The 25,875-nt window shown below is 72.4% G+C and carries 21 protein-coding genes and 1 riboswitch; of the genes, 11 read left to right on the forward strand and 10 right to left on the reverse strand.

Features of this window, described 5'->3' with window-relative positions; translation table 11 throughout:
* The first annotated feature begins 5 nt into the window (after positions 1-5).
* The 3 genes from ACIO3R_RS25625 (at position 6) to ACIO3R_RS25635 (ending at position 2,849) form a co-directional block, all read left to right on the forward strand.
* Positions 6-776: a class II aldolase/adducin family protein gene (locus ACIO3R_RS25625; protein ID WP_385034720.1), complete on the forward strand. Its 771-nt coding sequence runs from the start codon at positions 6-8 to the stop codon at positions 774-776.
* A 126-nt stretch (positions 777-902) separates the two neighbouring features.
* Complete coding sequence (locus tag ACIO3R_RS25630) at positions 903-2,168, forward strand: hypothetical protein (protein WP_385034722.1); 1,266 nt, start codon at positions 903-905, stop codon at positions 2,166-2,168.
* A gap of 174 nt (positions 2,169-2,342) precedes the next feature.
* The gene (locus ACIO3R_RS25635; protein ID WP_385034724.1) at positions 2,343-2,849 is read left to right on the forward strand and encodes a DoxX family protein; all 507 of its coding nucleotides are present in this window, start codon (positions 2,343-2,345) and stop codon (positions 2,847-2,849) included.
* Here the strand turns inward: ACIO3R_RS25635 and ACIO3R_RS25640 are convergent.
* Positions 2,756-3,019: a hypothetical protein gene (locus ACIO3R_RS25640; protein WP_402109000.1), complete on the reverse strand. Its 264-nt coding sequence runs from the start codon at positions 3,017-3,019 to the stop codon at positions 2,756-2,758. The two genes, ACIO3R_RS25635 and ACIO3R_RS25640, sit on opposite strands and share 94 nt — an antisense overlap.
* Positions 3,006-4,325, reverse strand: coding sequence for a PspC domain-containing protein (locus tag ACIO3R_RS25645; protein ID WP_402109002.1), 1,320 nt, complete (start codon positions 4,323-4,325; stop codon positions 3,006-3,008). The genes ACIO3R_RS25640 and ACIO3R_RS25645 overlap by 14 nt, the downstream gene beginning before the upstream one ends.
* Positions 4,326-4,532: 207 nt before the next feature.
* On the opposite strand from ACIO3R_RS25645, the gene ACIO3R_RS25650 reads away from it, so the two are divergent.
* Positions 4,533-5,831 carry a PspC domain-containing protein gene (locus ACIO3R_RS25650; protein ID WP_385034728.1) on the forward strand — a complete coding sequence of 433 codons (1,299 nt, stop codon included), beginning with the start codon at positions 4,533-4,535 and terminating at the stop codon, positions 5,829-5,831.
* Positions 5,815-6,519 (forward strand): LuxR C-terminal-related transcriptional regulator, encoded by a 705-nt coding sequence (locus ACIO3R_RS25655; RefSeq protein WP_385034731.1) that lies wholly within the window; start codon positions 5,815-5,817, stop codon positions 6,517-6,519. The genes ACIO3R_RS25650 and ACIO3R_RS25655 overlap by 17 nt, the downstream gene beginning before the upstream one ends.
* A 42-nt stretch (positions 6,520-6,561) precedes the next feature.
* On the opposite strand, the gene ACIO3R_RS25660 is transcribed toward ACIO3R_RS25655, so the two are convergent.
* Entirely contained in the window at positions 6,562-7,335 is a 774-nt protein-coding gene (locus tag ACIO3R_RS25660; protein WP_402109006.1) for a GNAT family N-acetyltransferase, read from the reverse strand.
* A 128-nt stretch (positions 7,336-7,463) separates the two neighbouring features.
* A complete protein-coding gene (locus ACIO3R_RS25665) occupies positions 7,464-8,099 on the reverse strand; it encodes a ScbR family autoregulator-binding transcription factor (RefSeq protein WP_402109268.1) in 636 nt (211 codons plus the stop codon).
* A gap of 554 nt (positions 8,100-8,653) precedes the next feature.
* On the opposite strand from ACIO3R_RS25665, the gene ACIO3R_RS25670 reads away from it, so the two are divergent.
* Complete coding sequence (locus ACIO3R_RS25670) at positions 8,654-9,334, forward strand: HAD family hydrolase (RefSeq protein WP_385034737.1); 681 nt, start codon at positions 8,654-8,656, stop codon at positions 9,332-9,334.
* Positions 9,335-9,350: 16 nt separating this feature from the next.
* On the opposite strand, the gene ACIO3R_RS25675 is transcribed toward ACIO3R_RS25670, so the two are convergent.
* Positions 9,351-10,397: an NlpC/P60 family protein gene (locus tag ACIO3R_RS25675; RefSeq protein ID WP_385034739.1), complete on the reverse strand. Its 1,047-nt coding sequence runs from the start codon at positions 10,395-10,397 to the stop codon at positions 9,351-9,353.
* Between the two features lie 358 nt (positions 10,398-10,755).
* Here ACIO3R_RS25675 and ACIO3R_RS25680 point away from each other — a divergent pair, with 358 nt between their 5' ends.
* The gene (locus ACIO3R_RS25680) at positions 10,756-11,109 is read left to right on the forward strand and encodes a hypothetical protein (protein WP_362954142.1); all 354 of its coding nucleotides are present in this window, start codon (positions 10,756-10,758) and stop codon (positions 11,107-11,109) included.
* A 99-nt stretch (positions 11,110-11,208) separates the two neighbouring features.
* Here the strand turns inward: ACIO3R_RS25680 and ACIO3R_RS25685 are convergent, their stop codons facing one another.
* Positions 11,209-12,387, reverse strand: a complete 1,179-nt coding sequence (locus ACIO3R_RS25685) for an NlpC/P60 family protein (RefSeq protein ID WP_402109010.1) — start codon at positions 12,385-12,387, stop codon at positions 11,209-11,211.
* A riboswitch (cyclic di-AMP (ydaO/yuaA leader) is annotated at positions 12,386-12,551 on the reverse strand. (Overlaps the previous gene by 2 nt.)
* 269 nt (positions 12,552-12,820) lie before the next feature.
* Here ACIO3R_RS25685 and pcrA point away from each other — a divergent pair.
* Entirely contained in the window at positions 12,821-15,259 is a 2,439-nt protein-coding gene (gene pcrA / locus ACIO3R_RS25690) for a DNA helicase PcrA (RefSeq protein WP_363022155.1), read from the forward strand.
* A 47-nt stretch (positions 15,260-15,306) separates the two neighbouring features.
* Here pcrA and ACIO3R_RS25695 read toward each other — a convergent pair whose 3' ends face one another.
* Together ACIO3R_RS25695 and ACIO3R_RS25700 are read right to left on the reverse strand one after the other, a co-directional pair.
* A complete protein-coding gene (locus ACIO3R_RS25695) occupies positions 15,307-16,902 on the reverse strand; it encodes a peptidoglycan DD-metalloendopeptidase family protein (protein WP_402109013.1) in 1,596 nt (531 codons plus the stop codon).
* Between the two features lie 272 nt (positions 16,903-17,174).
* On the reverse strand, positions 17,175-18,092 hold the full coding sequence (locus tag ACIO3R_RS25700; protein WP_402109271.1) for an esterase/lipase family protein: 918 nt from the start codon (positions 18,090-18,092) through the stop codon (positions 17,175-17,177).
* Between the two features lie 415 nt (positions 18,093-18,507).
* Here ACIO3R_RS25700 and ACIO3R_RS25705 point away from each other — a divergent pair, with 415 nt between their 5' ends.
* Positions 18,508-18,921, forward strand: coding sequence for a cobalamin B12-binding domain-containing protein (locus tag ACIO3R_RS25705; RefSeq protein WP_385355113.1), 414 nt, complete (start codon positions 18,508-18,510; stop codon positions 18,919-18,921).
* Positions 18,922-19,023: 102 nt separating this feature from the next.
* Here the strand turns inward: ACIO3R_RS25705 and ACIO3R_RS25710 are convergent, their stop codons facing one another.
* On the reverse strand, positions 19,024-20,817 hold the full coding sequence (locus tag ACIO3R_RS25710) for a DUF5691 domain-containing protein (RefSeq protein ID WP_402109016.1): 1,794 nt from the start codon (positions 20,815-20,817) through the stop codon (positions 19,024-19,026).
* 17 nt (positions 20,818-20,834) lie between these two features.
* Complete coding sequence (locus tag ACIO3R_RS25715) at positions 20,835-22,274, reverse strand: SWIM zinc finger family protein (protein WP_402109018.1); 1,440 nt, start codon at positions 22,272-22,274, stop codon at positions 20,835-20,837.
* A 116-nt stretch (positions 22,275-22,390) separates the two neighbouring features.
* Between ACIO3R_RS25715 and ACIO3R_RS25720 the strand changes: the two genes are divergently transcribed.
* Positions 22,391-23,503: an AAA family ATPase gene (locus tag ACIO3R_RS25720; RefSeq protein WP_385355108.1), complete on the forward strand. Its 1,113-nt coding sequence runs from the start codon at positions 22,391-22,393 to the stop codon at positions 23,501-23,503.
* Positions 23,500-25,875: a DUF5682 family protein gene (locus tag ACIO3R_RS25725; protein WP_402109021.1), complete on the forward strand. Its 2,376-nt coding sequence runs from the start codon at positions 23,500-23,502 to the stop codon at positions 25,873-25,875. The genes ACIO3R_RS25720 and ACIO3R_RS25725 overlap by 4 nt, the downstream gene beginning before the upstream one ends.

Raw genomic sequence — 25,875 nt, forward strand, 5'->3', positions numbered from 1 at the left:
CCGCCATGCCCGAGCCCACACCCATACCCGTGGAGCAGCTGCACTTCGCGATGCCGCCCGCGCACGCCTCCGCCGGCGACGAGCGCGCGTACCGCAAGGAGCGGCTGGCCGGGGCGCTGCGGCTGTTCGGGGAGTACGGGTACGAGGACGGCGTCTCCGGGCACATCACGGCACGCGACCCGGAATTCCCCGACTGCTTCTGGGTCAACCCCTTCGGCGCCCCCTTCGAGGGACTGCGGCCGGACGAGCTGATCCTGGTCAACGGGGAGGGCCAGGTCGTCGAGGGCCGCCACCACGTCAACCAGGCGGCGTTCGCCGTCCACGCCCAGGTGCACCGGGCCCGCCCGGACGTCGTCGCCGTCGCGCACACCCACTCCGTGCACGGCCGCGCCCTGGCCTCGCTGGGGGAGCTCATCGAGCCGATCACCCAGGAGTCCTGTGCCTTCTACGAGGACCACGCCCTCTACGACGCGTACACGGGGGTCGTCGTGGACGAGGAGGAGGGGCGCCGGATCGCGGCCGCGCTCGGCGCCCGCAAGGCAGTCATCCTGCGCAACCACGGACTGCTGACCGTGGGCGACTCGGTGGACGCGGCGGCCTGGTGGTTCCTCACGATGGAGCGGTCCTGCCAGGTGCAGCTGGCCGCGCGGGCGGCCGGGAAGCCGGTGCTGATCGAGCACCGGGACGCCGTCACCACCCGGGAACAGCTCGGCAGCGACCTGGTCGCCTGGATCAACTACCAGCCGCAGTGGCAGCGCATCGCTCGAACGTTCTGACGATCTCGGCCGCCCGCTGCGCCCCGATGCGGGAGCAGCCCTCCCGGTACGGCACAATTCGCAGCAATCACAGCTGAGTTGGATTGAGCCACAGCTGTACCGGGGCGGGAAAGGGCGGCGTTCTCCGTGGCGTTGGACGAGGCACGACAAGGCACGCACGGCGGTGGCTGTACGTGCGGCGACTGCCCGCACGGAGCGCGCGAGGGACACCGGCGCGCGGTGGCCGCCTTCCTGGCCAAGCGGGACGAACTCGCCGCGGGCCAGGGGCTGCCCTCCGGGGTCGCCCGGTCCGCCTCCGCGACCCGGCAGTGGGTATCGGACGAGCTGACCCAGTCGGCGCGCGCCGTCGCCGACCGGGGCCGGGAGGCGGGCGACGCCTGGCTGTACCGGGTGTGGCAGCGCACCCTGGTCATCGTGTGGGGCGCCGTCGCCGTACTCGCGATCGCCGAGGCCGCCACCGCGATCGGGGCGGGCTGGACCCACGCCCGCACCGCCGGCCTGGTCGCCGGACTCGTCACCGCCGGGCTGCTGACCACGGCCGCCCACGTCCACCGGGCGCGCGGCGGCCTCCTCGCCCCGCTGATCGGTGAGGACAACCGGCTCTCCACCTCCCGCGCGGTCGCCGCGTCCTGGGTGCTGCTCGCGGTCTTCTCCGTACTCGTCCTCGCACTCCAGCTGGCGGGCGCCTCCGGCCACGCACAGCGCGACGCGCTGATCGAGGGCCTGGACCTGGCGCGCGGCGCCGGAGTGGTGACCGTGCTGGCGCTGGTGTGCGCCATCGCCGTGGTGGTGCGGCGGGTGGTGAGCGTACGGGTGGTGTCCGGGCGGCTCCAGAAGCTGCGGGCCGATCGGCCGCGCGCCGCCGATCTGCTGACCGACGACTCGGGCCGGGGCGGCTTCACCGATGTGCAGTACGTGCTGGTGAGCACCGTCGCCGTGCTCTTCGCTGCGGTCCGGCTGGCCCGGCGGCCCGAGCAACTGCCCGATCTGCCCTGGGGGCTGGCCCTGCTGGTGGCCGTCTCCGCGGCGGCCTACTTCGCCGGGAAGTACACCGAGTCCGGCCGGCCGGTGGTGCTGTCGGTCGTCAGGGCCCGGGAGGCCGGCGATCTGGACGCCCCGATCCGTACCGGCGACGACATCGAGATCCGCGGCGCGGGATTCGTCCCGCCCGGCGCCGGGGCCCCCGACCGGCTGGCCCGCATGGTCGTCCGGATCGGCACGGTCCACGTCCACGTCCCGCTGATCCCGGTCCCCGGCGGCTTCGCCAACCCGACCGACACGGTGCTGACGGTGCCGGTGCCGGTGGAGGTGGAGCCGGGGGTGGTCGAGGTACAGGTGGTCACGGCTGCGGGGACGGAGTCGAACCGGGTCGAGATCGACGTGACCGACTGAGGCCCTCCGGAGCCCGCTCGCCCGCCGCCCGGCGAACTCGTCGGGCATCCGGTGAGCAGCGCCATCCCCGCGTACGTAAGGTCTGGTGACGGGTCGAACGGTCCGGCGAGGGTCGAATGGCTCTGTGGGTGGGACCCGGCGGTCCGCCGCGGGGCTGCGGAAGGCGGGAGAACCATGCACTACGGCATGAACGGGCGAGGTCTGGGCGAGGCCAGGAGCCTGCGGGAGCTGGCGCGGGAGCACGCCCTGCTGCCGCTGCGGATCTTCCTCGGGGTCACCTTCCTCTACGCCGGGCTCGACAAGCTGACCGACAGCGCGTTCTTCCACACCACCGGCAACGGCTCCATCGGCGAGACCATGAGCGCGGTCCGGGACTCCTCCGCGATCCCGGCCCTCGTCGACCTCGCCCTCAAGAGCCCGTCCGGCTTCGGCTACGCCATCGCGATCGGTGAACTCGCCGTCGGGATCGGCACGCTCCTCGGCCTGTGGACCAGGATCGCCGCGCTCGGCGGTGCGCTGATCTCGCTGAGCCTCTGGCTGACCGTCAGCTGGCAGGTCGAGCCCTACTACCTCGGCAACGACCTGGCCTACCTCATGGCCTGGCTGCCGCTGCTGCTCGGCGGGGCCGCGTCCTTCTCCCTGGACGCCCTCTTCGCGTCGCGGCGCCGCCGGATCCGGTAGGCCACCCACGTGGTCAGGACGGCGACCCAGAGGCCGCCGGTGAAGAGCGCGACGAAGAACACCCACGGCGCGTGCCAGGCACCGGCGGCATCGGCCGCGTAACCGGCTGCCAGGCCCAGCATCACCAGGCCCGCCACGGCCCGTCCGGGCCGGATCTCATGACGCAGCACGGGCTACCTCCACCTGTCCGATGCCGACCTTCAGATCGAGTTCCACGGTGCCGGCCGGCGTGCCGCCCGACGGGGGGCGCAGCGTGTGGTGCTCGTTCTCCGAGACCCTGATGTCCACGTCGCCCTTTCGCCACTCGCCGGGCAGGGTGATGTCACCGAGACCGGCCCGCGCGTTCAGCCGCACGGTGACCCCCTCCGGCACGCGCACGACGACCCGGCCCGCACCGACCTCCACCTGGGTCCTGAGGGTGTCGCCCTTCGGCACGGCGACCCGGGTGAGGTCCAGGTCCGCCACCCCGGAACCCACTTCGTAACGGGGCTGCACGGCGGAGACCGAGGCCGGCCGCCACTCCTCGCGCACCCAGTGCGCGGTGATCTCGGCGGGGAGCGCGGACGCACCCGCCAGCAGGCCCGCGGTGATCACCGAGAGCAGCACCGTGCCGAAGCCGGTCCGGCCGACGAAGGCACTGACCACCATCCCGGCCCCGAACACCGCGAGCGCGGCGGCCAGGCCGATCTGCAGGCTCCTGCCCAGCGGCTGGGAGTCCCAGTTCGCCTGCGCGCCCACGACGCCCGCCAGCAGCGCCAGCAGGAAGACCGCCCCGGCGATCGAGGTCGCCTCCGGGTTCCCCCGCGACGGCCGGGGCACCCGGAACGGGGCATCGGCCGTCGCCCCGGGCGGCCGGGCCGCCCCGGCGTCCATCACCGTGTCCGAGGGCCCCCACAGATAGCCGGAGCCCACCGGCCCCGAGGTGCCGTCCTTGATGATCGGGTCCCGCCACCAGGACGGGCTGTCCGGCCGCGGCGGCGCCTTCACCTCGGGCGGCGCGTCCGACACCGCCTGCGCGGCCGCCGGATGCAGCGGGCCCTGCGGATCGGCCGTCCTGCGGTGCTGCGTCCAGACGGAGAAGCCGAGCACCGCGAGGGACAGCATCGCGGCGAACGCCAGCGTGCCGCCGTTGCCCAGCATGGACAGGAACAGGCCGCAGCCGATCAGCGCGAGCAGCACCGCGACCAGCGACGCCCCCTCGACCCGGCCCGACAGCAGCCGGCGCGCCTCGTTCTCGTCCTCGCCCTCCAGCGGGACCAGCAGCCACGCGAAGCCGTAGAAGATCAGCCCGATACCGCCGGTCACGGACAGCACACCGAGCACGATCCGGAAGATCACCGGATCGACGTCGCAGTACCGGCCGAGGCCGCCGCACACCCCGGCCACCACCTTCTGCCGCGAGCTGCGCCGAAGCCGCGGGCCGGGCCCGGGGGGCGGCGGTACGACGCCGGGCGGCGCATCCTGGGGAACGGTCATGGGTCCATGGTGACGGGCGCCGGGGCCGTCCGGCACCCGTCCCGACCCTGGCCGAACCCTGAGATCCGTCCCGCCGGACCCTGAGGGGCCGTTCCGCCGCCCGGTCCGGTCATGGCCCGTCCTGTCCCGGTCCGTCCCCGGCTCTCAGGGTTGAAGTGGGGGCCGACCCTGATGCCACCGCCCGCACGCACGTGTGACGATCGGGTCATGCCAGCCGCCACCGCCCGAGCCGCCAGCTCTCTCAACCCCGACCAGGAGGAGCCGCCGCTGCGCAAGCTGTACCGCAGCGCCGACGGACGACTGCTCGGCGGCGTCGCACGCGGACTCGCCGGACACCTCGGACTGCCGGTCGCCTGGGTGCGGTTCGTCTTCCTCGGACTGTTCTTCGCGGACGGCCTCGGCGCACTCCTGTACGCCGTGTTCTGGATCGTCGTCCCGCTCGGCGTCGGCGGCGTGGACAGCCCGCGCTCCGTCTTCGAGACCGCCCCCGACGGCAGACGCCGGCTCCGCAAGCCGGACCGGGGCCAGGTCTTCGCCCTCGTCGCGCTGCTCATCGGCGCCGTGATCTTCGTCGGCAACGTCGACATGGGCAGCAAGGCCGACCGCTACATCTGGCCCACGCTGCTGATCGGCGCCGGCTCCGTCCTGGTGTGGCGGCAGGCCGACAACGCCCGCCGCGCCCGCTGGATGGAGGTCGGCAGCCGCCGCCGGGTGCTGAACCTGGCGCGGGGGCTCGCCGGAGTCGCCCTGGTCGGCCTCGGTCTCACGGTCTTCCTGGTGGTACGCGGCTCCGCCGCCCAGCTCGGCAACGTCCTCACCGCGGCCATCGCCGTGCTCACCGGCATCGCCCTGCTGGCCGGGCCCTATCTCGTGCGGATGACCCAGGACCTCTCCGAGGAACGCCTGATGCGCATCAGGGCCCAGGAGCGGGCCGAGGTCGCCGCCCATGTGCACGACTCCGTCCTGCACACCCTCACGCTGATCCAGCGCAACGCGGAGGACCCGGGCGAGGTCCGCAGACTGGCCCGCGCCCAGGAACGCGAGCTGCGCAACTGGCTCTACAACCCCGAGGGCACCGGCAAGGACGAGGACGACGAACCAGAGACCCTGGCCGAGGCCGTCAAACGCGCCGCCGCCGAGGTCGAGGACAAGCACGGCGTCCCGCTGGAGGTCGTCGTCGTCGGCGACTGCCCGCTCGACGAGAAGCTCACCGCACAGATGCAGGCCGCACGCGAGGCGATGGTCAACGCCGCCAAGTACGGTGGCGAGGGCGGCGCCGTCCAGGTCTACGCGGAGGTCGAGGGCCGCACGGTCTTCGTCTCGGTGCGGGACCGGGGCCCCGGATTCGATCCGGACTCCGTACCGGGGGACAGAATGGGCGTACGAGAATCAATCATCGGCCGGATGCAGCGCAACGGCGGTACCGCCCGGCTGCGTTCGGTGCCCGGCGGGGGCACGGAAGTCGAGCTGGAAATGGAGAGGACGAGCGATGAACGGGACCACTGAGGCGACCGGGAGCCACGAGGGCCCGGAGCGCCGGGTACGAGTCGTGCTCGTCGACGACCACCGGATGTTCCGCACCGGCGTACAGGCCGAGATCGGCCGCACCGAGGAGACCGGCGTCGAGGTCGTCGGTGAGGCCGCCGACGTCGACCAGGCGGTCACCGTCATCACCGCGACCCGCCCCGAGGTCGTCCTCCTGGACGTCCATCTCCCGGGCGGCGGCGGTGTCGAGGTGCTGCGCCGCTGCGCCCCGTTCATGGGCGCGGTGGAGAACCCGGTGCGCTTCCTGGCGCTGTCCGTCTCGGACGCTGCCGAGGACGTCATCGGGGTCATCCGCGGCGGCGCCCGCGGCTACGTCACCAAGACGATCACCGGCGCCGACCTGGTCGACTCGGTCTTCCGGGTCCAGGACGGCGACGCGGTGTTCTCGCCCCGGCTGGCCGGCTTCGTCCTCGACGCCTTCGCCTCGACGGACGCGCCGCCGGTCGACGAGGACCTCGACCGGCTGACCCAGCGCGAGCGCGAGGTGCTGCGGCTGATCGCCCGCGGCTACGCCTACAAGGAGATCGCCAAGCAACTGTTCATCTCGGTGAAGACGGTCGAGTCGCACGTCTCCGCGGTGCTGAGGAAGCTCCAGCTGTCCAACCGGCACGAGCTGACGCGCTGGGCGACGGCCCGACGCCTGGTCTGACGCCTGCCGGTAGGCCTCGGGCCGGCCGCCGGGCCCCGCGGGTCAGCCGGCCGGCCGCTCCGGGTCGAGGGAGATGTTCAGCTTCTCGCCGACCCTGCGGTAGCCGATCCCCGCGTAGATCCGTTCCACATCGGCGTCGCCCGGCTCCAGCCACACCACCCGGCAGCCCTGCGCGAAGGCGGTCGCGGTCAGCCTGGCGGAGAGGGCGGCCCCGATGCCGCGGCGGCGGAAGCCCTCGGCGACGGCCAGGCCCACCAGCTCGCTGAGGCCGTCGACCGGGACCGAGCAGCCCCCGACGCCGGCCGGGACGCCGTCCACGGTGGCGAGCGCGGCGACCCCGCCGCCCGCCGCCGCGTCGCGCAGCCACGCCGCCTGGCCGCTCTCGGGCTCGCCGGTCCCGCCGTATCCCAGGTGCTGCACGAGGGCGGCGGCGTCGTACTCCGCGTCCGTGGCCGGTTCGGCCGTCACCAGACCGTCCACCGGCTTCGGCGTCAGCAGGTCACCGGGGGCGCAGGCGAGGATCGGGGCCCGGTTCTCGGCGGTGAACCCGGCGGCGAGCAGCGCGGGTTCGACCGCGGGTGCCCAGGAGGGCAGGTACTCCAGGCGCGGCATCCGGTCCCGCTCGCGGAACGCCGCTGTCAGAGCGTCGAGTTCACCGGGTGTCGGTTCGGCGCCCTGGTCCGGGATCGCGTAATTGGCGTACTTCAGCGACCAGTTCACGTTGTGGCGCACCGTGAACGGGCCGACCCGGTAATGGTCCGGGGCGCGCAGGGCGAGCGTGCGGGCGTAGGTCTGGACGTCGAAGTCCATCGGCATGTGTGGGTGTCCCTCGGTCCGTCGGGTCGGATGTCCGGTGAGCCGGAAGGACGGGAGCCTATGTCACCCGGGCCGCTCCGGCGAAGGGTATTCCGTCGGCCGGCGCGATACGGACACGGAGCCGGGACCTACGGCTGCGCGGGAATCCGCGCCCGTGCGCGGGCGAGCAGCGCGGCCGGGTCCGGGTCCGCCTGGAGGGACTTCAGTATCAGCAGCCACCAGTGGTCCAGTCGCTCCCGCCAGTCCCGCCCGCCCGGCAGGTCGTCGGCCAGTGTGCAGAGGCCGTAGAACGCGCACACGAGCGTCACGGCCGCGGCCGACGGCTCCACCCCCGGCGCCAGTTCACCCCTCGTGCGGGCCTCGGCGAGCAGCCGGGTGACGGACAGGGCCCAGGCGTCGAACGGCGTGGGCACGGCTGCCTCGATGCCGCGGCGTTCCGCCCACAGTCGTGCGCCCGCGCGCGCCACGACGTCCTCGTTGAGGGACCGTGCGATACCGAAGCTGAGAACGATCAGTTTCTCGAGCGGGGGCATGTCGGGCGAGGCGTAGGGGGCGGCGAGCTGCGGCCAGGTGGAGAACTGCTCGCGCACCACGGCCAGTGCCAGCTGCTCCTTGCTGGAGTAATGGAAATAGATCGCCCCGCTGGTTTTTCCCGAGTGATCACTTATGTCATTTACACTCGTTCCCGCATAACCCCGTTCGACAAATAGATGTGCTGCTGATTCCAGTAGTGCTTTTCGGGTTGCGTGAGCCCTGTCCTGCACTTCAGTTCCGCCTTCGCTCAAACGTTCTGACGCTGCGACGGAGAATGGAGACCCTCCCCCGGGAGGGCTCGGTCGCGGCGCGCGAAGATCTTATTATTTCGCCACGGTGCGCGTGCGGGTGAGTGTTCACACAATCTGTCGCCCTGCTGGGGGAAATTGGTTCGCGTGAGCCCGACGGCTCCGCCCCGAACGGCACTGCGCCGAACCGGAAGTGCGGCTCACCAGGGCCGATGGGCGTATTCCGGGCGTCGTGGCCCCTTCTCCGTCCCGTGCGCGAGCGCCGGCCGCCCGTGGTCACGGAATTTTCATGCACTCGAATTGGTGATTGCGGAAATCGGAGGGGCGGAAATAACGTAATGGCTACGATGTTTTCGGCATGAGTCGAAAACGGTGATCGACGTCCGGCGCGGCGCGCTCAGCGGCGTGCACATGCTCGCAGTGGCCAGTGAAGTCTTTCGGCCCTCTTATTTCTGCGAGTGGCCCATCCGAATTCCGGCGTTCACCGGCACTCATGCACCTCACAGGTCGGAGCAGTCTCCGAGAACGGTAGTGACATGACAGCTCGTAGCATTCTTTCGTGGTCCCCGTCCGCCATCGTCTTCGACTGTGACGGGACCCTGATGGACACGGAACGGCACTGGCAGGAGGCCCGGACCAGCACCTTCCGGGCCTTCGGCCTCAAGCCGCCGGCCGGATTCGCCGGTCGCGCCAAGGGCGTGCACTACAAGGAGTGCGGCGCGCTGATGGCCGAGGAGACCGGGAAGCCGGATCTCGCGGACGACCTGGCCGACACGCTCCTCGTCACCTTCACCGCGCTGGTCGACGAGGACCCCGTCACCATGCCGGGTGCCGCCGCGCTGGTCGGGCTGGCCGCCCGCCACGTCCCTCTCGCGGTGGCGAGCAACTGCCCCCGGGAGATGGTGGAATCGTGCCTCGACCGGGCCGGCCTCCTCCGTTCCTTCAAACACGTGGTCGTCGCCGGGCCGGACGTACGGCCGAAGCCGGAGCCCGACGTCTACGACGTGGCGGCCCGCCTCTGCGGCGTTCCGCCCGAGGAGGCCCTGGCCGTGGAGGACTCGATCACGGGCATGGAGTCGGCCCGTCGGGCGGGCCTCCGTGTCATCGGGCTCGGCGCTGTCCCGCCGGGTCCGGATGCCGAGCAGGCCGATCTGTGGGTCGCGAGTCTCGCGGACCGCGAGCTGGTGAAGTGGGCCCGTAGCCGGATCGGCGCGTAGGGCGGGTCCGCGTTCCCTATGCCACCCGGGTCGCTCCGGCGAAGGGCATTTCGTCGACCGGAGCGATGCGCACCGGGGCCCCCGGGCGCGGGGCGTGGATCATCCGGCCGTTGCCGATGTAGAGGCCGACATGGCTGACGCCCGAGAAGAAGAACACCAGGTCGCCGGGGGCGAGTTCGGACCTCGCGACGCGCTGCCCGGCGTTGATCTGGGTGTACGTGGTCCGGGGGAGCGAGACGCCCGCGGAGCGCCAGGCGGCCTGGGTGAGGCCGGAGCAGTCGAACGAGGAGGGGCCGGTGGCGCCCCAGACGTACGGCTTGCCGAGGGCCCCGTACGCGAAGGCGACGGCTGCCGCGGCGCGGGCGTTCGGTGCCCGGTCGGAGCCGCGCGGGGAGCTGCGGTCGGCGTGGCCCGCGCCGCGGCCGCCGTCCGAGGCGTCGTACGCGGCGCGCTGGGCGGGGGAGAGGCGGGCCAGCAGGGTGCGGGCCTCGGACAGCTTGGCGCGGACCGTCGCCCGGTGCCTCTTCAGGTCGGCCTGGCGGGCGGTGAGCTCGGCCAGCTGACCCGCCGCCTCCGACCGCAGCTGGGCCACGTCCGCGACCTGGCGCCGCACGGTGCGCACCTCGTCGGCCCGGCCGGCGGCGGCCCGCTCCACGTAGGAGGCGCGCTCCAGGTACTGGTCGGGGTCCGAGGAGAGCGCCAGCTGGAGGGAGGGGTCGAGACCGCCGGAACGGTACTGCGCCGCCGCGTACGCGCCCAGCGCGTCCCGCGAGGCGTTGAGCCGCTCGGTCCTGCGGGCGGCCTCGTCGCGCATCGCGTCGATGGACTCGGCGGCGGCGGCCGCCTTCACCTTCGCGCCGTTGTACTGCTCGGTGGCGACCTCCGCCTCCCGGTACAGCCGGTCCACCTCGGCCTTGACCCGGGCGGGGGTGGGCGTCGGGTCGGCGTGCGCGGATCCCGGCAGCGCGGCAGCGGTCGCGGCCCCGGCGAGGGCGAGGGTCGCTGCGGTGCGGGCAGCAGAGCCGTTGTACGGGCGCTGCTTGGGTTTCCGGTGCGCGGCCACGAGGGCGGGGGTCCTTCCTGTCGACTGCCCGTCGGGGCCTACCGGCGGGCCCGCCCGGTCCGGCGGCGGGTCACCAACAGGGGGAGCGGCCCGCCGCCGGATCTCTCGGCGGGGCGACCGGACGGTGCCGTCCGGGTACGGATCGGCGGTGATCCGGTCACCTGGGTAGGGACGCTAAACCCGGGGCACGGGCAGGAGTCGTAATGACGCCTATTGCCCGAATTTTGCCCAGCGTTGTCGCTGGATGACCGGAAAAATTGCACCAGAGTCAGGCAATTGGTGCATTCATCAGTCAAGCGTCCAGTAAGCCTCACCTGGCTGCGGGAGGCTGATATGGCCAGGGCTAAGGTGCGGAACCATGCGTGTACTCATCGATGTCTTCGTCGCCCTGCACATCATCGGAATCGCCGCCCTGCTGGGTGGCTTCCTCACCCAGATGAAGGCGATGGGCGCGGGGACGGCACGCTTCGTGCCGGGGATGCTGCACGGCGCGCTGACCATGCTGGTCACCGGTATCGCCCTGGTCGGGCTCGACCAGGCCGACGACCACCCCGTGAACAACGTCAAGATCGGCATCAAGCTGCTGATCCTGGTCGTCATCCTCGGGCTCGTCTACGTCAAGCGGGACGAGGAGAAGGTCGAGAAGGGCCTCTTCGCAGCGGTGGGCGGACTGACGGTCGTCAACATCTTCATCGCCACGCTCTGGACCTGACCCGACCCGACCGTACCGCTGCCTGGCCCGGACCGACCGGCCTGGCAGCGGTACGGCGGATGGCCGCTGCTCGGGGCCACCCGCCGTACCGCAACGCCCCTAACCGGGCCGCACGCTCCCGTAGATCGGCATGTAGTAGATCGATTCCTCGCGCACGTTCGCCCCCGGCTTCGGCGCGTGGATCATCATGCCGTCGCCCTTGTAGATGCCGACGTGGCTGATGTCGTCGTAGAAGAAGACCAGGTCCCCCGGCTGCAGATCCGCCGTCGCGATCCGGGTGCCCACATTCACCTGGTCCCAGGTGGTCCGCGGAATGCTGACGCCCGCCGCCCTCCACGCCGCCTGGGTGAGCCCCGAGCAGTCGTACGAGGACGGGCCGGTCGCACCCCAGACGTACGGCTTGCCGATCTGGGCCCTGGCGAACGCGAGGACCTTCCCGGCCTTCGTCGTCGCGCTGCTGTCCGAGCCGCCGGAACCCGTCCCGGAACCCGTCCCGGTGCCCGAGCCGCTCCCGGTGCCCGTGCCGGTCCCGCCCCCGGCCTCCTTGGCCTTGCGGTCGGCCTCCGCCTTCGCGGCGGCCTGCTTCTCCGCCAGCTCCGCCGCCTTGCGCTTGGCCTCGTCCTTCTTCTTCTGCTCCAGCTCGGCGAGGCGCGCCTTCTCCTCGGCGGTCAGCTTCGACAGCAGTGTGCGGGCCTCGGTCAGCTTGTCCTGGACGTTCTGCTTGCTGGTGCGCAGCCGGGTCTGGGACGCCGTGAGCGTCTCCAGGCTCGTCACCGCCTCGGCGCGCTTCTTGGACGCCTCCGCCTGCTTCGTACGGAAGTCCGTGACGGCCTGCTGCTGGTTCGTGGCCATCCGGTTCATGAGGTGGGTCTGGTCGAAGAACGACTGCGGGTCGTTCGCCAGGAAGAAGGTGGCGGTCGGCGCGAGCGCCCCGTCGCGGTACTGGGCGGCGGCGTAGTTCCCGAGCGTCCGGCGGGCGTCGTTCAGCTTGTCAGCGCGCTGGGCGATGTCGTCCAGCAGCGTGTCCACCTCGGTGCGCTGCTTGGCGGACGCCTCTTTCGCCTGATCGTAGTGCTGGGTCGCGGTACCCGCCTGCCGGTAGAGGTCGTCGACCTTCTTCTGCACGTCCTCGATGCTGGGCTTCGGGGCCGGGGCCGCCAGCGCGCTCTGCGTGGACAGCAGGGTCACCGAGGCGAGTGCGGCCGTCGTGAACCCGATGGCCGGGGTGGTGCTGCGCACCCGGGGGCGCGGTTTGCGATGCGACGCCAAGGCCGGCATCTCCTTCCGTGGACCGCCTACCGGGTTAGCTGTCGGGTTCGGGCGGAACGGAAGGCTGCCCTACGGTCCTGGTGGGGGATTTCGGACCGATTCACCCCGGTGCTGCGTGTGGGTCCCCGGTTCCGGACTCCATGGAGGCAGCCCGGATTCGGCGTGGACGTCCGCTCGGCGTGGTTCGCCTCTGGGGGTACGGGCCGCCCGAACGTGCACGCTAGCCAACTCATGGTGCCGCTGTGAAGGTTGATGTTCGATATGCCCGATACATTTTCGTGACCTTGGTGAAGTGGACGCGGTGCGGGCAGGTCAGGCACGGGATCCGTCCACGCAGTGTGCGTCCGGCATCGCTCAGGGTGGCCGCGCGCAGGTGTGCGGAGGTGTGCGGTTCGCCATGTGAGCCCGGGGTGTCAGTGCGGCGGCCTAGACTCGGACAGCGATGAGCAGCCTCTTTGACGACAGTTTCCTGGCCGGCCTCCAGCACACGGAGGAAGGGCCCCCGCCGCCCCCCGAGGACTCGGCACCCGAAGCGGTGCCGGAGGACCTCTTCGGGGGCGTGTTCGACGGGCCCCCGCCGCCCCGCGACGCGTACTACCGCGACGGGGCCCACCGCCCGGTGATCGACGCCGCCGCGCTGCTCGACGGGCTGAACACCGAACAGCGCGCCGCCGTCGTGCACGCGGGGTCCCCGCTGCTCATCGTCGCCGGGGCCGGCTCGGGCAAGACCCGGGTACTGACCCACCGCATCGCCCACCTGCTCGCCGAGCGGGGGGTGCACCCCGGCCAGATCCTGGCGATCACCTTCACCAACAAGGCCGCCGGCGAGATGAAGGAGCGCGTCGAGCAGCTCGTCGGCCCCCGCGCCAACGCCATGTGGGTCATGACCTTCCACAGCGCGTGCGTACGGATCCTGCGCCGCGAGTCGAAGAAGCTCGGCTTCACGTCCTCGTTCTCGATCTACGACGCCGCGGACTCCAAGCGGCTGATGGCCCTGGTCTGCCGCGATCTCGACCTCGACCCGAAGCGCTTCCCGCCGAAGTCGTTCACGGCGAAGGTGTCGAACCTCAAGAACGAGCTGATCGACGAGGAGACCTTCGCCGGCCAGGCCGCGGACGGTTTCGAGAAGACGCTCGCCCAGGCCTACGCGATGTACCAGTCCCGGCTGCGCGAGGCCAACGCGCTGGACTTCGACGACATCATCATGACGACGGTCCACCTGCTCCAGGCCTTCCCCGACGTCGCGGAGCACTACCGCCGCCGGTTCCGGCACGTCCTGGTCGACGAGTACCAGGACACCAACCACGCCCAGTACACGCTCGTACGGGAACTGGTCGGCCCGGCCGGCGCCGCCGACGCCCCCGGCGAGCTGTGCGTCGTCGGTGACGCGGACCAGTCGATCTACGCCTTCCGCGGCGCCACGATCCGCAACATCCTCCAGTTCGAGGAGGACTACCCGGACGCGACCACGATCCTGCTGGAACAGAACTACCGCTCCACCCAGACGATCCTGTCCGCCGCCAACGCCGTCATCGAGCGCAACGAGAGCCGCCGCCCGAAGAACCTCTGGACCAACGCCGGTTCCGGCGCCCGGATCACCGGTTACGTCGCGGACACCGAGCACGACGAGGCGCAGTTCGTCGCCGACGAGATCGACCGGCTGACCGACGCGGGCGACGCCAAGGCCGGTGACGTCGCGATCTTCTACCGGACGAACGCGCAGTCCCGTGTCTTCGAGGAGATCTTCATCCGGGTCGGCCTCCCGTACAAGGTCGTCGGCGGTGTGCGCTTCTACGAGCGCAAGGAGGTCCGGGACGTCCTGGCCTACCTCCGGGTCCTGTCCAACCCCGAGGACACGGTCCCGCTGCGCCGCATCCTGAACGTGCCCAAACGCGGCATCGGCGACCGGGCCGAGGCGATGATCGACGCCCTGTCCCTGCGCGAGAAGATCACCTTCCCGCAGGCGCTGCGCCGCGTCGACGAGGCGTACGGCATGGCCGCGCGCTCCGCCAACGCCGTCAAGCGGTTCAACACGCTGATGGAGGAGCTGCGCACGATCGTCGAATCGGGCGCGGGGCCCGCGGTGGTGCTGGAGGCGGTCATGGAGCGGACCGGCTACCTCGCCGAGCTCCAGGCCTCCACCGACCCGCAGGACGAGACCCGGATCGAGAACCTCCAGGAGCTCGCCGCCGTCGCGCTCGAATTCGAGCAGGACCGCGGCGAGGAGGAGGGCACGGGCACCCTCTCCGAGTTCCTGGAGCGGGTCGCGCTCGTCGCGGACTCCGACCAGATCCCCGACGAGGACACCGACGGCTCCGGAGTCGTCACGCTGATGACCCTGCACACGGCGAAGGGCCTCGAATTCCCGGTGGTCTTCCTGACCGGCATGGAGGACGGCGTCTTCCCGCACATGCGGGCGCTGGGCCAGGTCAAGGAGCTGGAGGAGGAGCGCCGGCTCGCCTATGTCGGCATCACCCGCGCCCGCGAGCGGCTCTACCTGACGCGGGCGGCGATGCGCAGCGCCTGGGGCCAGCCCTCGTACAACCCGCCGTCGCGGTTCCTGGAGGAGATCCCGGAACAGCACCTGGAGTGGAAGCGGAAGGGCCCGATGGGGGCTCCGGCGGGACCGACGTCGGGCATCACGTCGTCGCTGTCCGCGTCCCGCTCGCGCTCCGGGCCCTCGGGCTTCGCGACCCGGCGGACCTCGGACAAGCCGACGATCACGCTGGTGGTCGGCGACCGGGTCACCCACGACCAGTTCGGTCTGGGCACGGTGACGGCCGTCGAGGGCCTCGGCGACCAGGCGAAGGCCACGGTCGACTTCGGCGACGAGCGGCCGAAGAAGCTGCTGCTGCGGTACGCGCCGGTCCAGAAGCTGTAGCGCCCGTCCGGTCGGGGCGGCGTTGCCGTCCGCCCGACCGGGCCGGCTCAGGTCGGGTCGACGTTGTGGCTGCGGAGCCAGGGCAGCGGGTCGATGGCCGCGCCGCCGCCGGGCCGCACCTCGAAGTGCATGTGCGGGCCGGTCGAGTTGCCGGAGCTCCCCGAGTACGCGATGACGTCACCGGCCTTGACCGGGCCCGAGCGGATCCGGGTGCTGCTGAGGTGGCAGTACCAGGTCTCGGTGCCGTCGGCCATCGTGACGATGGCCATGTTCCCGTACGCGGTGTTGTACTGCGTGTGAACGGTGCCGTCGGTCGCGGCCATCACCGGGGTGCCGTACTGGACGGGGAAGTCGATGCCCGTGTGCACGGACATCCAGTTGACGCCCGCCTGGCCGAAGTACGCGCTGAGACCGTGCTCCTTGACCGGAATGACGTACTTGGGGCGCAGGGCCTCCTTGCGGGCGGCCTCCTCGATGCGCTTCTTCTTCTCGGCGGCCTGCCGCTCCTTCAGGTCGATGCGCTCCTGGGTGCGGCTGGCGCGGTCGGCGAAGTTCTCCGCGTCGGCGCTGAGGTTGGCGAGCTGGGTGTCCAGCTTGTTGTTGGCGGCGACCGGCTTGACCGTGCCGGGGTCGGCGGCCGCCATCGTCGTCGTGTCGTCCTTCTTCTCCTCACCGCCCATTCCGCCCATTCCGCCCACGGAGGCGGCGGCGATACCGGCCACGCTCATCACGCAGGCGGAGGGAACGGCGACGGTGAGAAGGGCGGAACGCCTTGCGGGCGAACGCCTGCGGCTGCGGCTGCCGCCACCGCGGGAGACCGGACGGCTCACGGGGCGGTGGGAGTCGGCAGGGGCCGGGGACGGAGACGGGTCCTGTTCCGGGGGGTGGTCTTCGTGAGCCTGGTACGTCTCGTATGCGTCGTGCGCTTCTGTGTCATGCGCTTCGGACGGCTCGGGAGTCTCGTACGTCTCTTGAGTCTCGTACGGCTCGTGCACGACGTGCGTCTCGTATGGCTCGTGTGTTTCGTACGGCTCGTGTGTTTCGTACGGCTCGTGTGTTTCGTAAGGATGCTGCGTTGTCTGTTCGGGTTCGTGCGATGCCGTCACATCTTGCGGCGATTGATGTCCGTGCTCGGGCGTGGCGCCGGTGTTCCAGGCGGTGGCGTCGTACGCGCCGGAGTCGTAACCCGCCGTGTCGGTGCTTGACCACTGGCCGTTCGTGTACCAACCGGAGGTGTCCCACTGGCCGGACGCGTCCGGGGCGCCGCCCTGTGCCGGGATGTTCGCGCCGTAGGTGTCGGGCGCTGTCCAGGTGGTGGTGGTGTCGTACTGCTGCGGGGCCGCGTCGTACTGCGGGGCCGCGTCGTACGGGGGGTACTGCTGAGGCTGGGGGGTGTAGGCCGCGTAGTCGGCGGCGTGGTCGTACGCGGCGGTCCGGTGTGCGCCGGTGTCCCACTGGGTGGTGTCGTACTGGCCGCTGTAACCGGCCTGCCCGCTGTCGTACGGGGTGGTGTAACCGGGCGTGGTGTCGTACGAACCGTCGTAGCCGTCGGGGAGGGAGCCGAAGAGCGGGTCGTTGTCGAAACCGCCCGTGGAGTGGCTGTCGTATCCGACGTACCCGGCGTGGGGGTGCTGGTCGTTCACCAACTTCTCTCTCGCCTCGGCAGCAGGACCTGTGTCCGGGGTCCGTGGGGGGACTCCGGAGGGGAAAGCAGTGGCCGCGACTGTACCCGGCGGTATGCGACGCCGACAATCTTCCACGGCTCGTGGGCGCTCAGGAATCGGGCAATCGGCCGTCTTTCGACGGACCACTCACACAGCCTTGGCTCTATGTTCGAAACTCGTTCTATTTTTGGGCGGAAAAGGCCGTTGCCCGGACCGGCCGGACGGGGCGCGGCCTCCGGAATCCGGCGGGTTCAGGCCACTGACGCGGCGCCGCCGGACTCCCGGGCCGTCTCGTGTGCGTCGAGCGCCTGGCGGATCCGGGCAGCCACGGCCGGGTGCACGGGCAGCGCGAGATGGCCGATACCGCTGACGCGCACGTTCGTCACGTCGAGGTCGGGGTGGTCGATGCAGGCCGCCTCCGCGGGGACGATCACCTGGTCCAGCTCGCTCCAGAAGCTGACGAACCGGGTGCGGCAGCCGGGCGCCGGCAGCCGCAGCTCCTCGATCGGGGCCGATCCGCTGCGCATCTGGCGCACGATCGGGTGAGCGCTGGCCAGCGGGGCGACAGCGGTGCCCGCGTGCGGTGTGCCGAGCGTGACCAGGGTGCGGACCCGCCGGTCACCGCCGAGTCGCTGTACGTAGTAGCGCGCTATCAGGCCGCCCAGGCTGTGCCCGACGATGTCGACCTCGCGGTGTCCGGTGCGGGCGCAGATCTCCTCGACGTGGCGGCCGAGCAACTCGGCGGCGGTGCGGATGTCGCAGGTCAGCGGGGAGTAGTTGAGCGACTCCAGATGGCGCCAGCCGTGCCGGGCGAGAGAACGGCGCAGCAGGACGAAGACGGAGCGGTTGTCGATGAAACCGTGCAGGAGCACGACCGGCGGCCGGTCCGTGTGCGCGGTGTTCCCGGCGCTTCCCGCGCTCCCGGGGTTCCTGGTGCTCTTGGCGTTCTTGGTGGTTCCCGTGGCCGGGGCGGCGGTCCCGGACGGTGCGGGGATCAGGCCGTCCGCAGGGTGTGACGGGGTGCGTCGCTCGCCCGCGATGCCGGTGGGGTAGAGCAGCGCGTGTCCGGCGAGCACCACGAGTTCCAGCGCGGTCGCTCTCAGCAGTGCGGACGACAGCCAGGCGTTGCGCGGACAGGGCTGACGCAGAAGTAGAGGAAGAAAGGGCAGGGCCTTCACGGTCGACCTCCTGCTCCGGCACCCGGGGAGAGGCGGCTCCTGCCCCGTATGCCCTCATGGGGTGCCGTGTCGGAGGTCCGGGCGGCAGTTTCACCGTCCGGGACCCGCCGCCCGCCGTGCCTTCCGGATCACCTTCGGTGACCGGCAGGCGGGCGGTCGATGAGCCGTACCACCGTGCCGTGCGGCTGACGGCGCGGTGGTACGACGACCTCGTGCGGCTCCCCCGGCGGCCGGTCCCGCACGGCAGGTGTGCCGCGTGCTGCGGGAAACGGCGCCCGGTGAACATGTCCCATGTGTGATTTCCCCCTCCCCGCCCACCGCGAAACAGCGGCTTGCGGGATGCTGTGGATAACGTTCGTTCACATCCCCGGCTTTTCAGGGACGGGAGACGCATGTGGAGGCAGTGATGGGTGTGACCGGTCCGATCCGAGTGGTGGTGGCCAAGCCGGGCCTCGACGGCCATGACCGCGGGGCCAAGGTGATCGCGCGGGCACTGCGCGACGCCGGCATGGAAGTCATTTACACCGGGCTCCACCAGACGCCCGAGCAGATCGTGGACACCGCGATCCAGGAGGATGCCGACGCGATCGGCCTCTCGATCCTCTCCGGTGCGCACAACACGCTCTTCGCGAAGGTGATCGCCCTGTTGAAGGAGCGCGAGGCGGAGGACATCAAGGTCTTCGGTGGCGGCATCATCCCCGAGGCGGACATCGCACCGCTCAAGGAGCAGGGAGTCGCGGAGATCTTCACCCCGGGCGCGACGACGATCGAGATCGTCGCCTGGGTCAACGCGAACGTCCGCCAGCCGGCGGAAGCCTGATCCCGCGCGGTCCGTCTGCCCGTCTGCCCGTCTGCCCGCCCGCCCGCCTGCCCGCCTGTCCGTCTGTCCGTCTCTCGGTCTGACTGTCCGGCTCAGCGGGATTCACCGGGCCGGTGTCAGCTCGGCGTCCATCGCCGCGCGGAGCCGCAGGGTGGAGACCAGCCGCTGGAACGCCTCCGACCAGTAACCGTTCGCACCGGGGGAGGCGTCCGCCGGCTCGTCGGGAGTCGTGGTGAGGACCTCCAGGCGGTCCGCCTCCGCCGGATTCAGGCAGCGCTCCGCTAGGCCCATCACTCCGCTGAAGCTCCACGGATAGCTGCCGGCGTCCCGGGCGATGTCGAGGGCGTCGACGACGGAGCGGCCGAGCGGCTCGGCCCAGGGGGTCGGGCAGACCCCCAGCAGCTGGAACGCCTCCGACAGCCCGTGCGCGGCGATGAACTCGGCGACCCAGCCGGCCCGTTCGGCGGCGGGCAGCACGATCAGCAGCTTCGACCGCTCGGCGAGCGACGCCGTACCCGGGCCGTTCGACGGGGGTGTCGAGGGGGAGCCGAGCAGCGCCCGCGCCCACTCCGCGTCCCGCTGCCGGACGGCGGCCCGGCACCAGGCCGCGTGGAGTTCCTCGCTCCAGCCGTCGGCCACGGGAAGCGCGACGATCTCCCGCGCCTCGCGGCCGCCGAACCGCGCCGGCCAGATCGCGAGCGGGGACGACTCCACCAACTGGCCGAGCCACCACGACCGTTCGCCCCGCCCGGACGGCGGGAGCGCCACCACACCGTCGCGCTCCATCGCCGCATCGCACTCGTGCGGCGCCTCCACGGCCACGGACGGCCCGGTGCCGGTGAGACCGGGGCTCACGCAGGACAGGGCGCGGTCCGCCATCCGGCGGGCGAGCGCCGATTCGGGAAGGGCGGAGAGCAGTTCGGCGGCCGTCGCACGGACATTGCGGCTGCGGTCGGCGAGGGCCTGCTCCAGGAAGGCCTCGTCGTCGCCGCAGAGCCCGGTGCGCAGGGAGTCGACGAACATCAGCCGGTCCTCGGCCCGCTCGGTGGCCCAGGTGGTGGCGAGCAGCGCGAGAGCGGCGCCCGCCTCGTGCGCGCGTACCGCCGTGAGCAGGGCGACCCGTTCGGCGAACAGGCCTTCCTCCCAAAGCCGGTGGACCGCTTCCGGGTCGGTCACGTCCGGCAGCAGTGAGGTGCCGGACGAGCCGCGCAACGCGAACTTCCACTCGGGGTTCAGCCCGGCCAGCCAGAGTCCGCGCGGCCCGGCGAACGCCAGGGCCTGCGGCCGCAGATCGGTCCGCGCGCGGGCCGCGTCGAGCAGGGCGGGCAGGGCCGCGTCCGGTGCCCGGTAGCCGTGCAGATTGGCGGTGGCCAGCCACTGCGGAATCAGTTCCGTCAGATCGGGAGCCGTGCCGCGTCTGCCGCCCGAACCGCTCGGTGCCGCCCGGTCCGCGAGCAGCCGCTCCAGCCGGCTCCGGGCAGCCCCGGGCAGGGGCGGCCGAGGGTCGGTGGGCGCGGGATCGGGCCGGGGGGCCGCGGGAGCGGGCAGCAGACCGGCCCGGCGCCGCACGGTGTGCAGGGCGGCCTCGTTCAGCAGCGCGGTCGCCGCGCTGTCCGGGCCGGCAGGGGGCGGGCCCCCGCCCGGTGTCCCGTCCGGTGTCCCGCCCGGTGTCCCGTCCGGTTCGCCGGGCGGGCCGGTGCCGGTGCCGGATGCCGTCGGGAGAGGGCGGCGGTCCGTGCCGAGCAGCGCCGAGGTGACGAGTTCCTCCCACGGCGTCCCGGTGAGCAGGCCGGCGGCGGGGACGGGCGCGGTGGTCGTGGCCGATGTGACGGGTGTGGTGGGCGTGACAGGTGTGGTGGGCATGATGGGCGTGACGGGTGTGGTGGTACGGGGCATCGCTCCTCCTCCAGGAGTCAGATGAGCGGCACGGTCTCGGCGTTGGACGGCAGGGCGTGCGGATCGGCCGCTGTCGCGTCGTCGCCCCCGCGCACGGCCGGCCAGGCCGCGAGCGGATCGAAACCGCGGTGGCCGCACTCGCCGAAGACGGTGAGCGGACCGCCGCCGGAGACCGCGACGAGCTTCCACAGCGCGGGCCGGGACAGCGCGGCCGGAGCGACGGGCAGGGCCGAGTCCCCGTGCGCGTCCGCCAGTTGCCAGCCGTCCCCGGACGGCACGGGTATGACGTCGCGCAGCGTCACCGGCCACGAGTCCAGCCAGGGGTCCTCGCCCAGGGCCCGTCCGTAGGCGGCGATCGCCCCGGCGACCGTGACACCTGGTGGCGGCGGGCCGGTGGGCGCCGGTGCCCCGAACTGCGGTCCGGGCTCGGCCCGTAGCTGTCCCGAGCCCCGACAGGGCGTGAGCTCGGCATCCAGCGTGGCGCCCACCGGCAGGGCATGAGCGGGGGAGCGGCCGGCGGCACCGAAGGACAGCAGCAGCGCCGTCCGGCCCGACTCCCTCCCGTAGAGCCAGATGCGACGGGCGACGATCTTGCCCTCGGGGGTGTCGTACTGGGCGAGGACCAGCCAGTGGTCACGGACCGGCACCTCCTCGGCGGTGACCGGCAGCCCGACCCGGGTACGGACCGTGGCCGCCAGCGCCGGCGGCAGCCGGTCGATGCCCAGCCAGCCCGTGTCCAGCATATGCAGCAGGGCGCACTCCTCCAGCAGCCGCACCGGCCAGCCCGGCCCGGACGCCGGGATCGCTCCCAACTCCCTTACCCGGCCTGCCAGGCCGGGTGCCTGGGCGTCGACCATGCGGGCCGCCGTCTCCTCCCACATCCCGTATCCCGACTGCTCGGCCGCGGCCAGACCGCCGCGCACCAGGTCGGTCAGGCGCCGTTCCAGCTCCTGCACCCCGCCCCCGATCCGCCCCGCCCGGCGCTCGGCCCGCCGCAGGGCGGCCGCGGGATCGGCGGGACCGGCCGCAGGGCCCTCGGCCCCCTCCGACCGCTCCCTCACCTCCGCGGCCTCCGCGCGCCGGCGCCGGCCCTCCAGCCACTCACCGGCCCAGTCCGGCGGATCGGCCGCGGGCAGGGCCCCCTCGTCGGACGCCCGGAGCAGCAACAGGCCCAGCGCGTGCTTGCAGGGGAACTTCCGGCTGGGGCAACTGCACTTGTACGCGGGCCCGGTGGTGTCGACCACCGTGCGGTACGGCTTGCTCCCGCTCCCCCTGCACAGCCCCCACACCGCACCCGGTCCGTCCCACCCGGTGTCCGACCACGGCCCGGCAGAACCGAGCTTGTTCCCCGCCTTGCGTGAAGCGTCGTCAGGAGCCAGGGCCAGGACCTGCTCCACCGTCCAGCGCACCGCCGGAGCGGCGGCGCTCAAGGGTTCTCCCCCGTCAGTCAGCAGCATGGGTACGACGGTAGGCCGCACCACTGACAACCGCTCCGACCTGTGGGAAAGCCGATTGTCAGTGCCATGGTGCACCGTGGGAACCACATCGGGTCGACCGATCTGGAGGGGGATCCATGACCGTGTCAGAAACCACCACAGCCGTGGGCGCCGAGGCGCTGCGCCCGCACGCCGAGGACGCCTTCGCCGACGAGCTGAAGGCGCTCGCGGCCGCCGACGACCGCCCGCGCCCCGCCCGTTGGCGGCTGTCGCCCTGGGCCGTCGCCACATACCTGCTGGGTGGCACCCTGTCCGACGGCACGGTGATCACACCCAAGTACGTGGGCCCGCGCCGCCTCGTGGAGGTCGCCGTCACCACGCTCGCCACCGACCGGGCGCTGCTGCTCCTCGGCGTGCCCGGCACCGCCAAGACCTGGGTGTCCGAGCACCTCGCGGCCGCAGTCAGCGGAGACTCGACGCTCCTCGTCCAGGGCACGGCGGGCACACCCGAGGAAGCGGTCCGCTACGGGTGGAACTACGCGGAGCTGCTCGCGCACGGCCCCAGCCGCGCCGCGCTGGTGCCCAGCCCGCTGATGCGCGCCATGTCCGAGGGCATGACCGCGCGGATCGAGGAGCTCACCCGCATCCCCGCCGATGTGCAGGACTCACTGATCACCATCCTGTCCGAGAAGACCCTGCCGCTGCCCGAGCTGGGCCAGGAGGTCCAGGCGGTCCGCGGCTTCAACGTGATCGCCACGGCCAACGACCGCGACCGCGGGGTCAACGAGCTGTCCAGCGCCCTGCGCCGCCGGTTCAACACGGTGGTCCTGCCACTGCCCGCCACCCCGGAGGCGGAGGTCGACATCGTCTCCCGGCGCGTCGACCAGGTCGGCCGCTCGCTCGACCTGCCTCCCGCGCCCGACGGCCTCGCGGAGATCCGCCGCGTGGTCACGGTCTTCCGTGAACTGCGTGACGGAGTCACCACCGACGGCCGCACCAAGCTCAAGTCGCCCTCGGGGACGCTGTCCACGGCCGAGGCCATCTCCGTCGTCACCAACGGCCTCGCACTGGCCGCCCACTTCGGCGACGGGGTGCTGCGCGCGGGGGACGTCGCGGCCGGCATCCTCGGCGCGGTCGTCCGGGACCCGGCCGCCGACCGGGTGGTCTGGCAGGAGTACCTGGAGACCGTGGTGCGCGAGCGGGACGGCTGGAAGGACTTCTACCGCGCCTGCCGTGAGGCCTCCGTATGACCGGCGTCCCGCGCCCCGGCGGGCCGCTGCTGCTGGGGGTGCGGCACCACGGCCCCGGCTCGGCCCGCGCAGTCGGCGCCGCACTGGAGGCCGCCCGCCCGCGAGCGGTGCTCATCGAGGGCCCGCCCGAGGGCGACGCGCTGCTGCCGCTCGCCGCCGACGAGCAGATGCGGCCGCCCGTCGCCCTGCTCGCCCACGCGGTGGGCGACCCCGGACGGGCCGCGTTCTGGCCGCTCGCCGAGTTCTCGCCCGAGTGGGTCGCGATCCGCTGGGCCCTCGCACACGGCGTCCCGGTCCGCTTCATCGACCTGCCGGCCGCCCACTCGCTGGCCATGGCGGAGGAAGAGGAGCGCCGCGACCCGGCGGAACAGGCCGGGGAGGCGGAGCCCCCGCCCGCCCCGGTCGACCCCATCGGGGTGCTGGCCGAGACCGCGGGCTACGACGATCCCGAGCGCTGGTGGGAGGACGTCGTCGAACACCGCGCCCACGACGGCGGCCCCGGCGACCCGTTGGCGGCCTTCGCCGCGCTGGGCGAGGCGATGACCGCGTTGCGCGAGGTGTACGGGGACGGCGGCCACCCCAGGGACGCGGTCCGCGAGGCGTACATGCGGATCCAGGTGCGCACGGCGCGCAAGGAGTTCGGTGACGACTTCGCCGTCGTCTGCGGTGCCTGGCACGTGCCCGCGCTCCGGGCGAGGACCACACTCGCCGCCGACCGGGCCCTCCTCAAGGGGCTGCCCAAGGTCAAGGCCGAGCTGACATGGGTGCCCTGGACCCACCACCGGCTCGCCCGGCACAGCGGATACGGGGCCGGGATCGACTCACCCGGCTGGTACGCGCACCTCTTCGCCTCCCAGGACCGCCCGGTCGAACGGTGGATGACGAAGGTCGCCGGACTCCTGCGCGACGAGGACCGGTTCGTCTCCTCGGCCCATGTCATCGAGGCCGTCCGGCTCGCCGCGACCCTCGCCGCCATGCGCGGCCGGCCACTCGCCGGCCTGAGCGAGGCGACCGACGCCGTCCGGGCCGTGATGTGCGAGGGCTCCGACGTACCGCTGGCCCTCGTCCGGGACCGGCTGATCGTCGGCGGGACACTCGGAGAGGTACCGGACACCGCCCCCGCCGTGCCGCTCCAGCGCGACCTCACCCGCCGGCAGCGCACCCTGCGGCTCAAACCGGAGGCGTCGGAAAGGGACGTGGAGCTCGACCTCCGCAAGGACACCGACGCCGCCCGCAGCAGGCTGCTGCACCGGCTGCGGATCCTCGGCGTCGGCTGGGGCGAACCCGCAGCGGGCCGGGGGAGCACCGGCACCTTCCGGGAGAGCTGGCGGCTGCACTGGGAGCCGGAGTTGTACGTACGCGTCGCGGAGGCGGGCGTATGGGGCACCACCGTGCTCTCCGCCGCGACCGCCCGCGCCGAGTCGGACGCCCTCGCGGCCACCACGCTCGCCGAGGTCACCGCGCTCGCGGAACGGTGCCTGCTGGCCGAACTGCCCGAGGCGCTGCCCGTCGTGATGCGCGTGCTCGCCGACCGCGCCGCCCTCGACACGGACGTCGGCCACCTCGCCGACGCCCTGCCGTCCCTGGCCCGGACGCTGCGCTACGGAGACGTCCGGTCCACGGACACCGCGGCGCTCGGCGAGGTCGCGGCCGGGCTCGCCGAGCGGATCTGCGTCGGACTGCCCCCCGCCTGCACCGGACTCGACGCCGACGGGGCCGCCGCACTGCGCCGCCAGGTCGACGGCGTCCACACCGCGATCGGCCTGCTCGCCGGCGCCGTACCGGCGAACGCGGACGGGCTGCGCGAACGCTGGAGGGCGGTGCTGCACAAGCTCGCCGCCCGGGACACCGTCGCAGGCGTCATCCGGGGCCGGGCCGCCCGGCTGCTCCTCGACGACGGCCACCTCGAACAGGACGACGCGGCCCGGCTGATGGGCCTGGCCCTGTCGCCCGGCACACCGCCCGCCGACGCCGCCGCGTGGATCGAGGGCTTCGTCGGCGGGGCGGCCGGCGGCGGCATGCTCCTGGTCCACGACGAGAGGCTGCTCGCCCTGGTCGACTCCTGGCTGAGCGGGGTCTCCCCGGACACCTTCACCGACGTGCTGCCGCTGCTGCGCCGCACCTTCTCGGCGTACGAATCCGGCGTCCGGCGCACGCTGGGCGAGCTCGTCCGGCGCGGCCCGGCCGCCGCGAGAACGGCCGCAGGCACGGGCGGGGTCCCGGGCGGCGGGGCGACGGCACCCGGATTCGGCCCCGTACTCGACGGGCCGCGGGCGGACGCGGTGCTGCCGGTGCTGCGCCTGCTGCTGGGCCTGGACGCGGACGCGGAGAGACACGACACCACCGAGGAACCGCTGGGAGCAACGGGATGA

It is taken from the genome of Streptomyces sp. NPDC087428 (genome assembly GCF_044744085.1).
GTDB lineage: Bacteria > Actinomycetota > Actinomycetes > Streptomycetales > Streptomycetaceae > Streptomyces.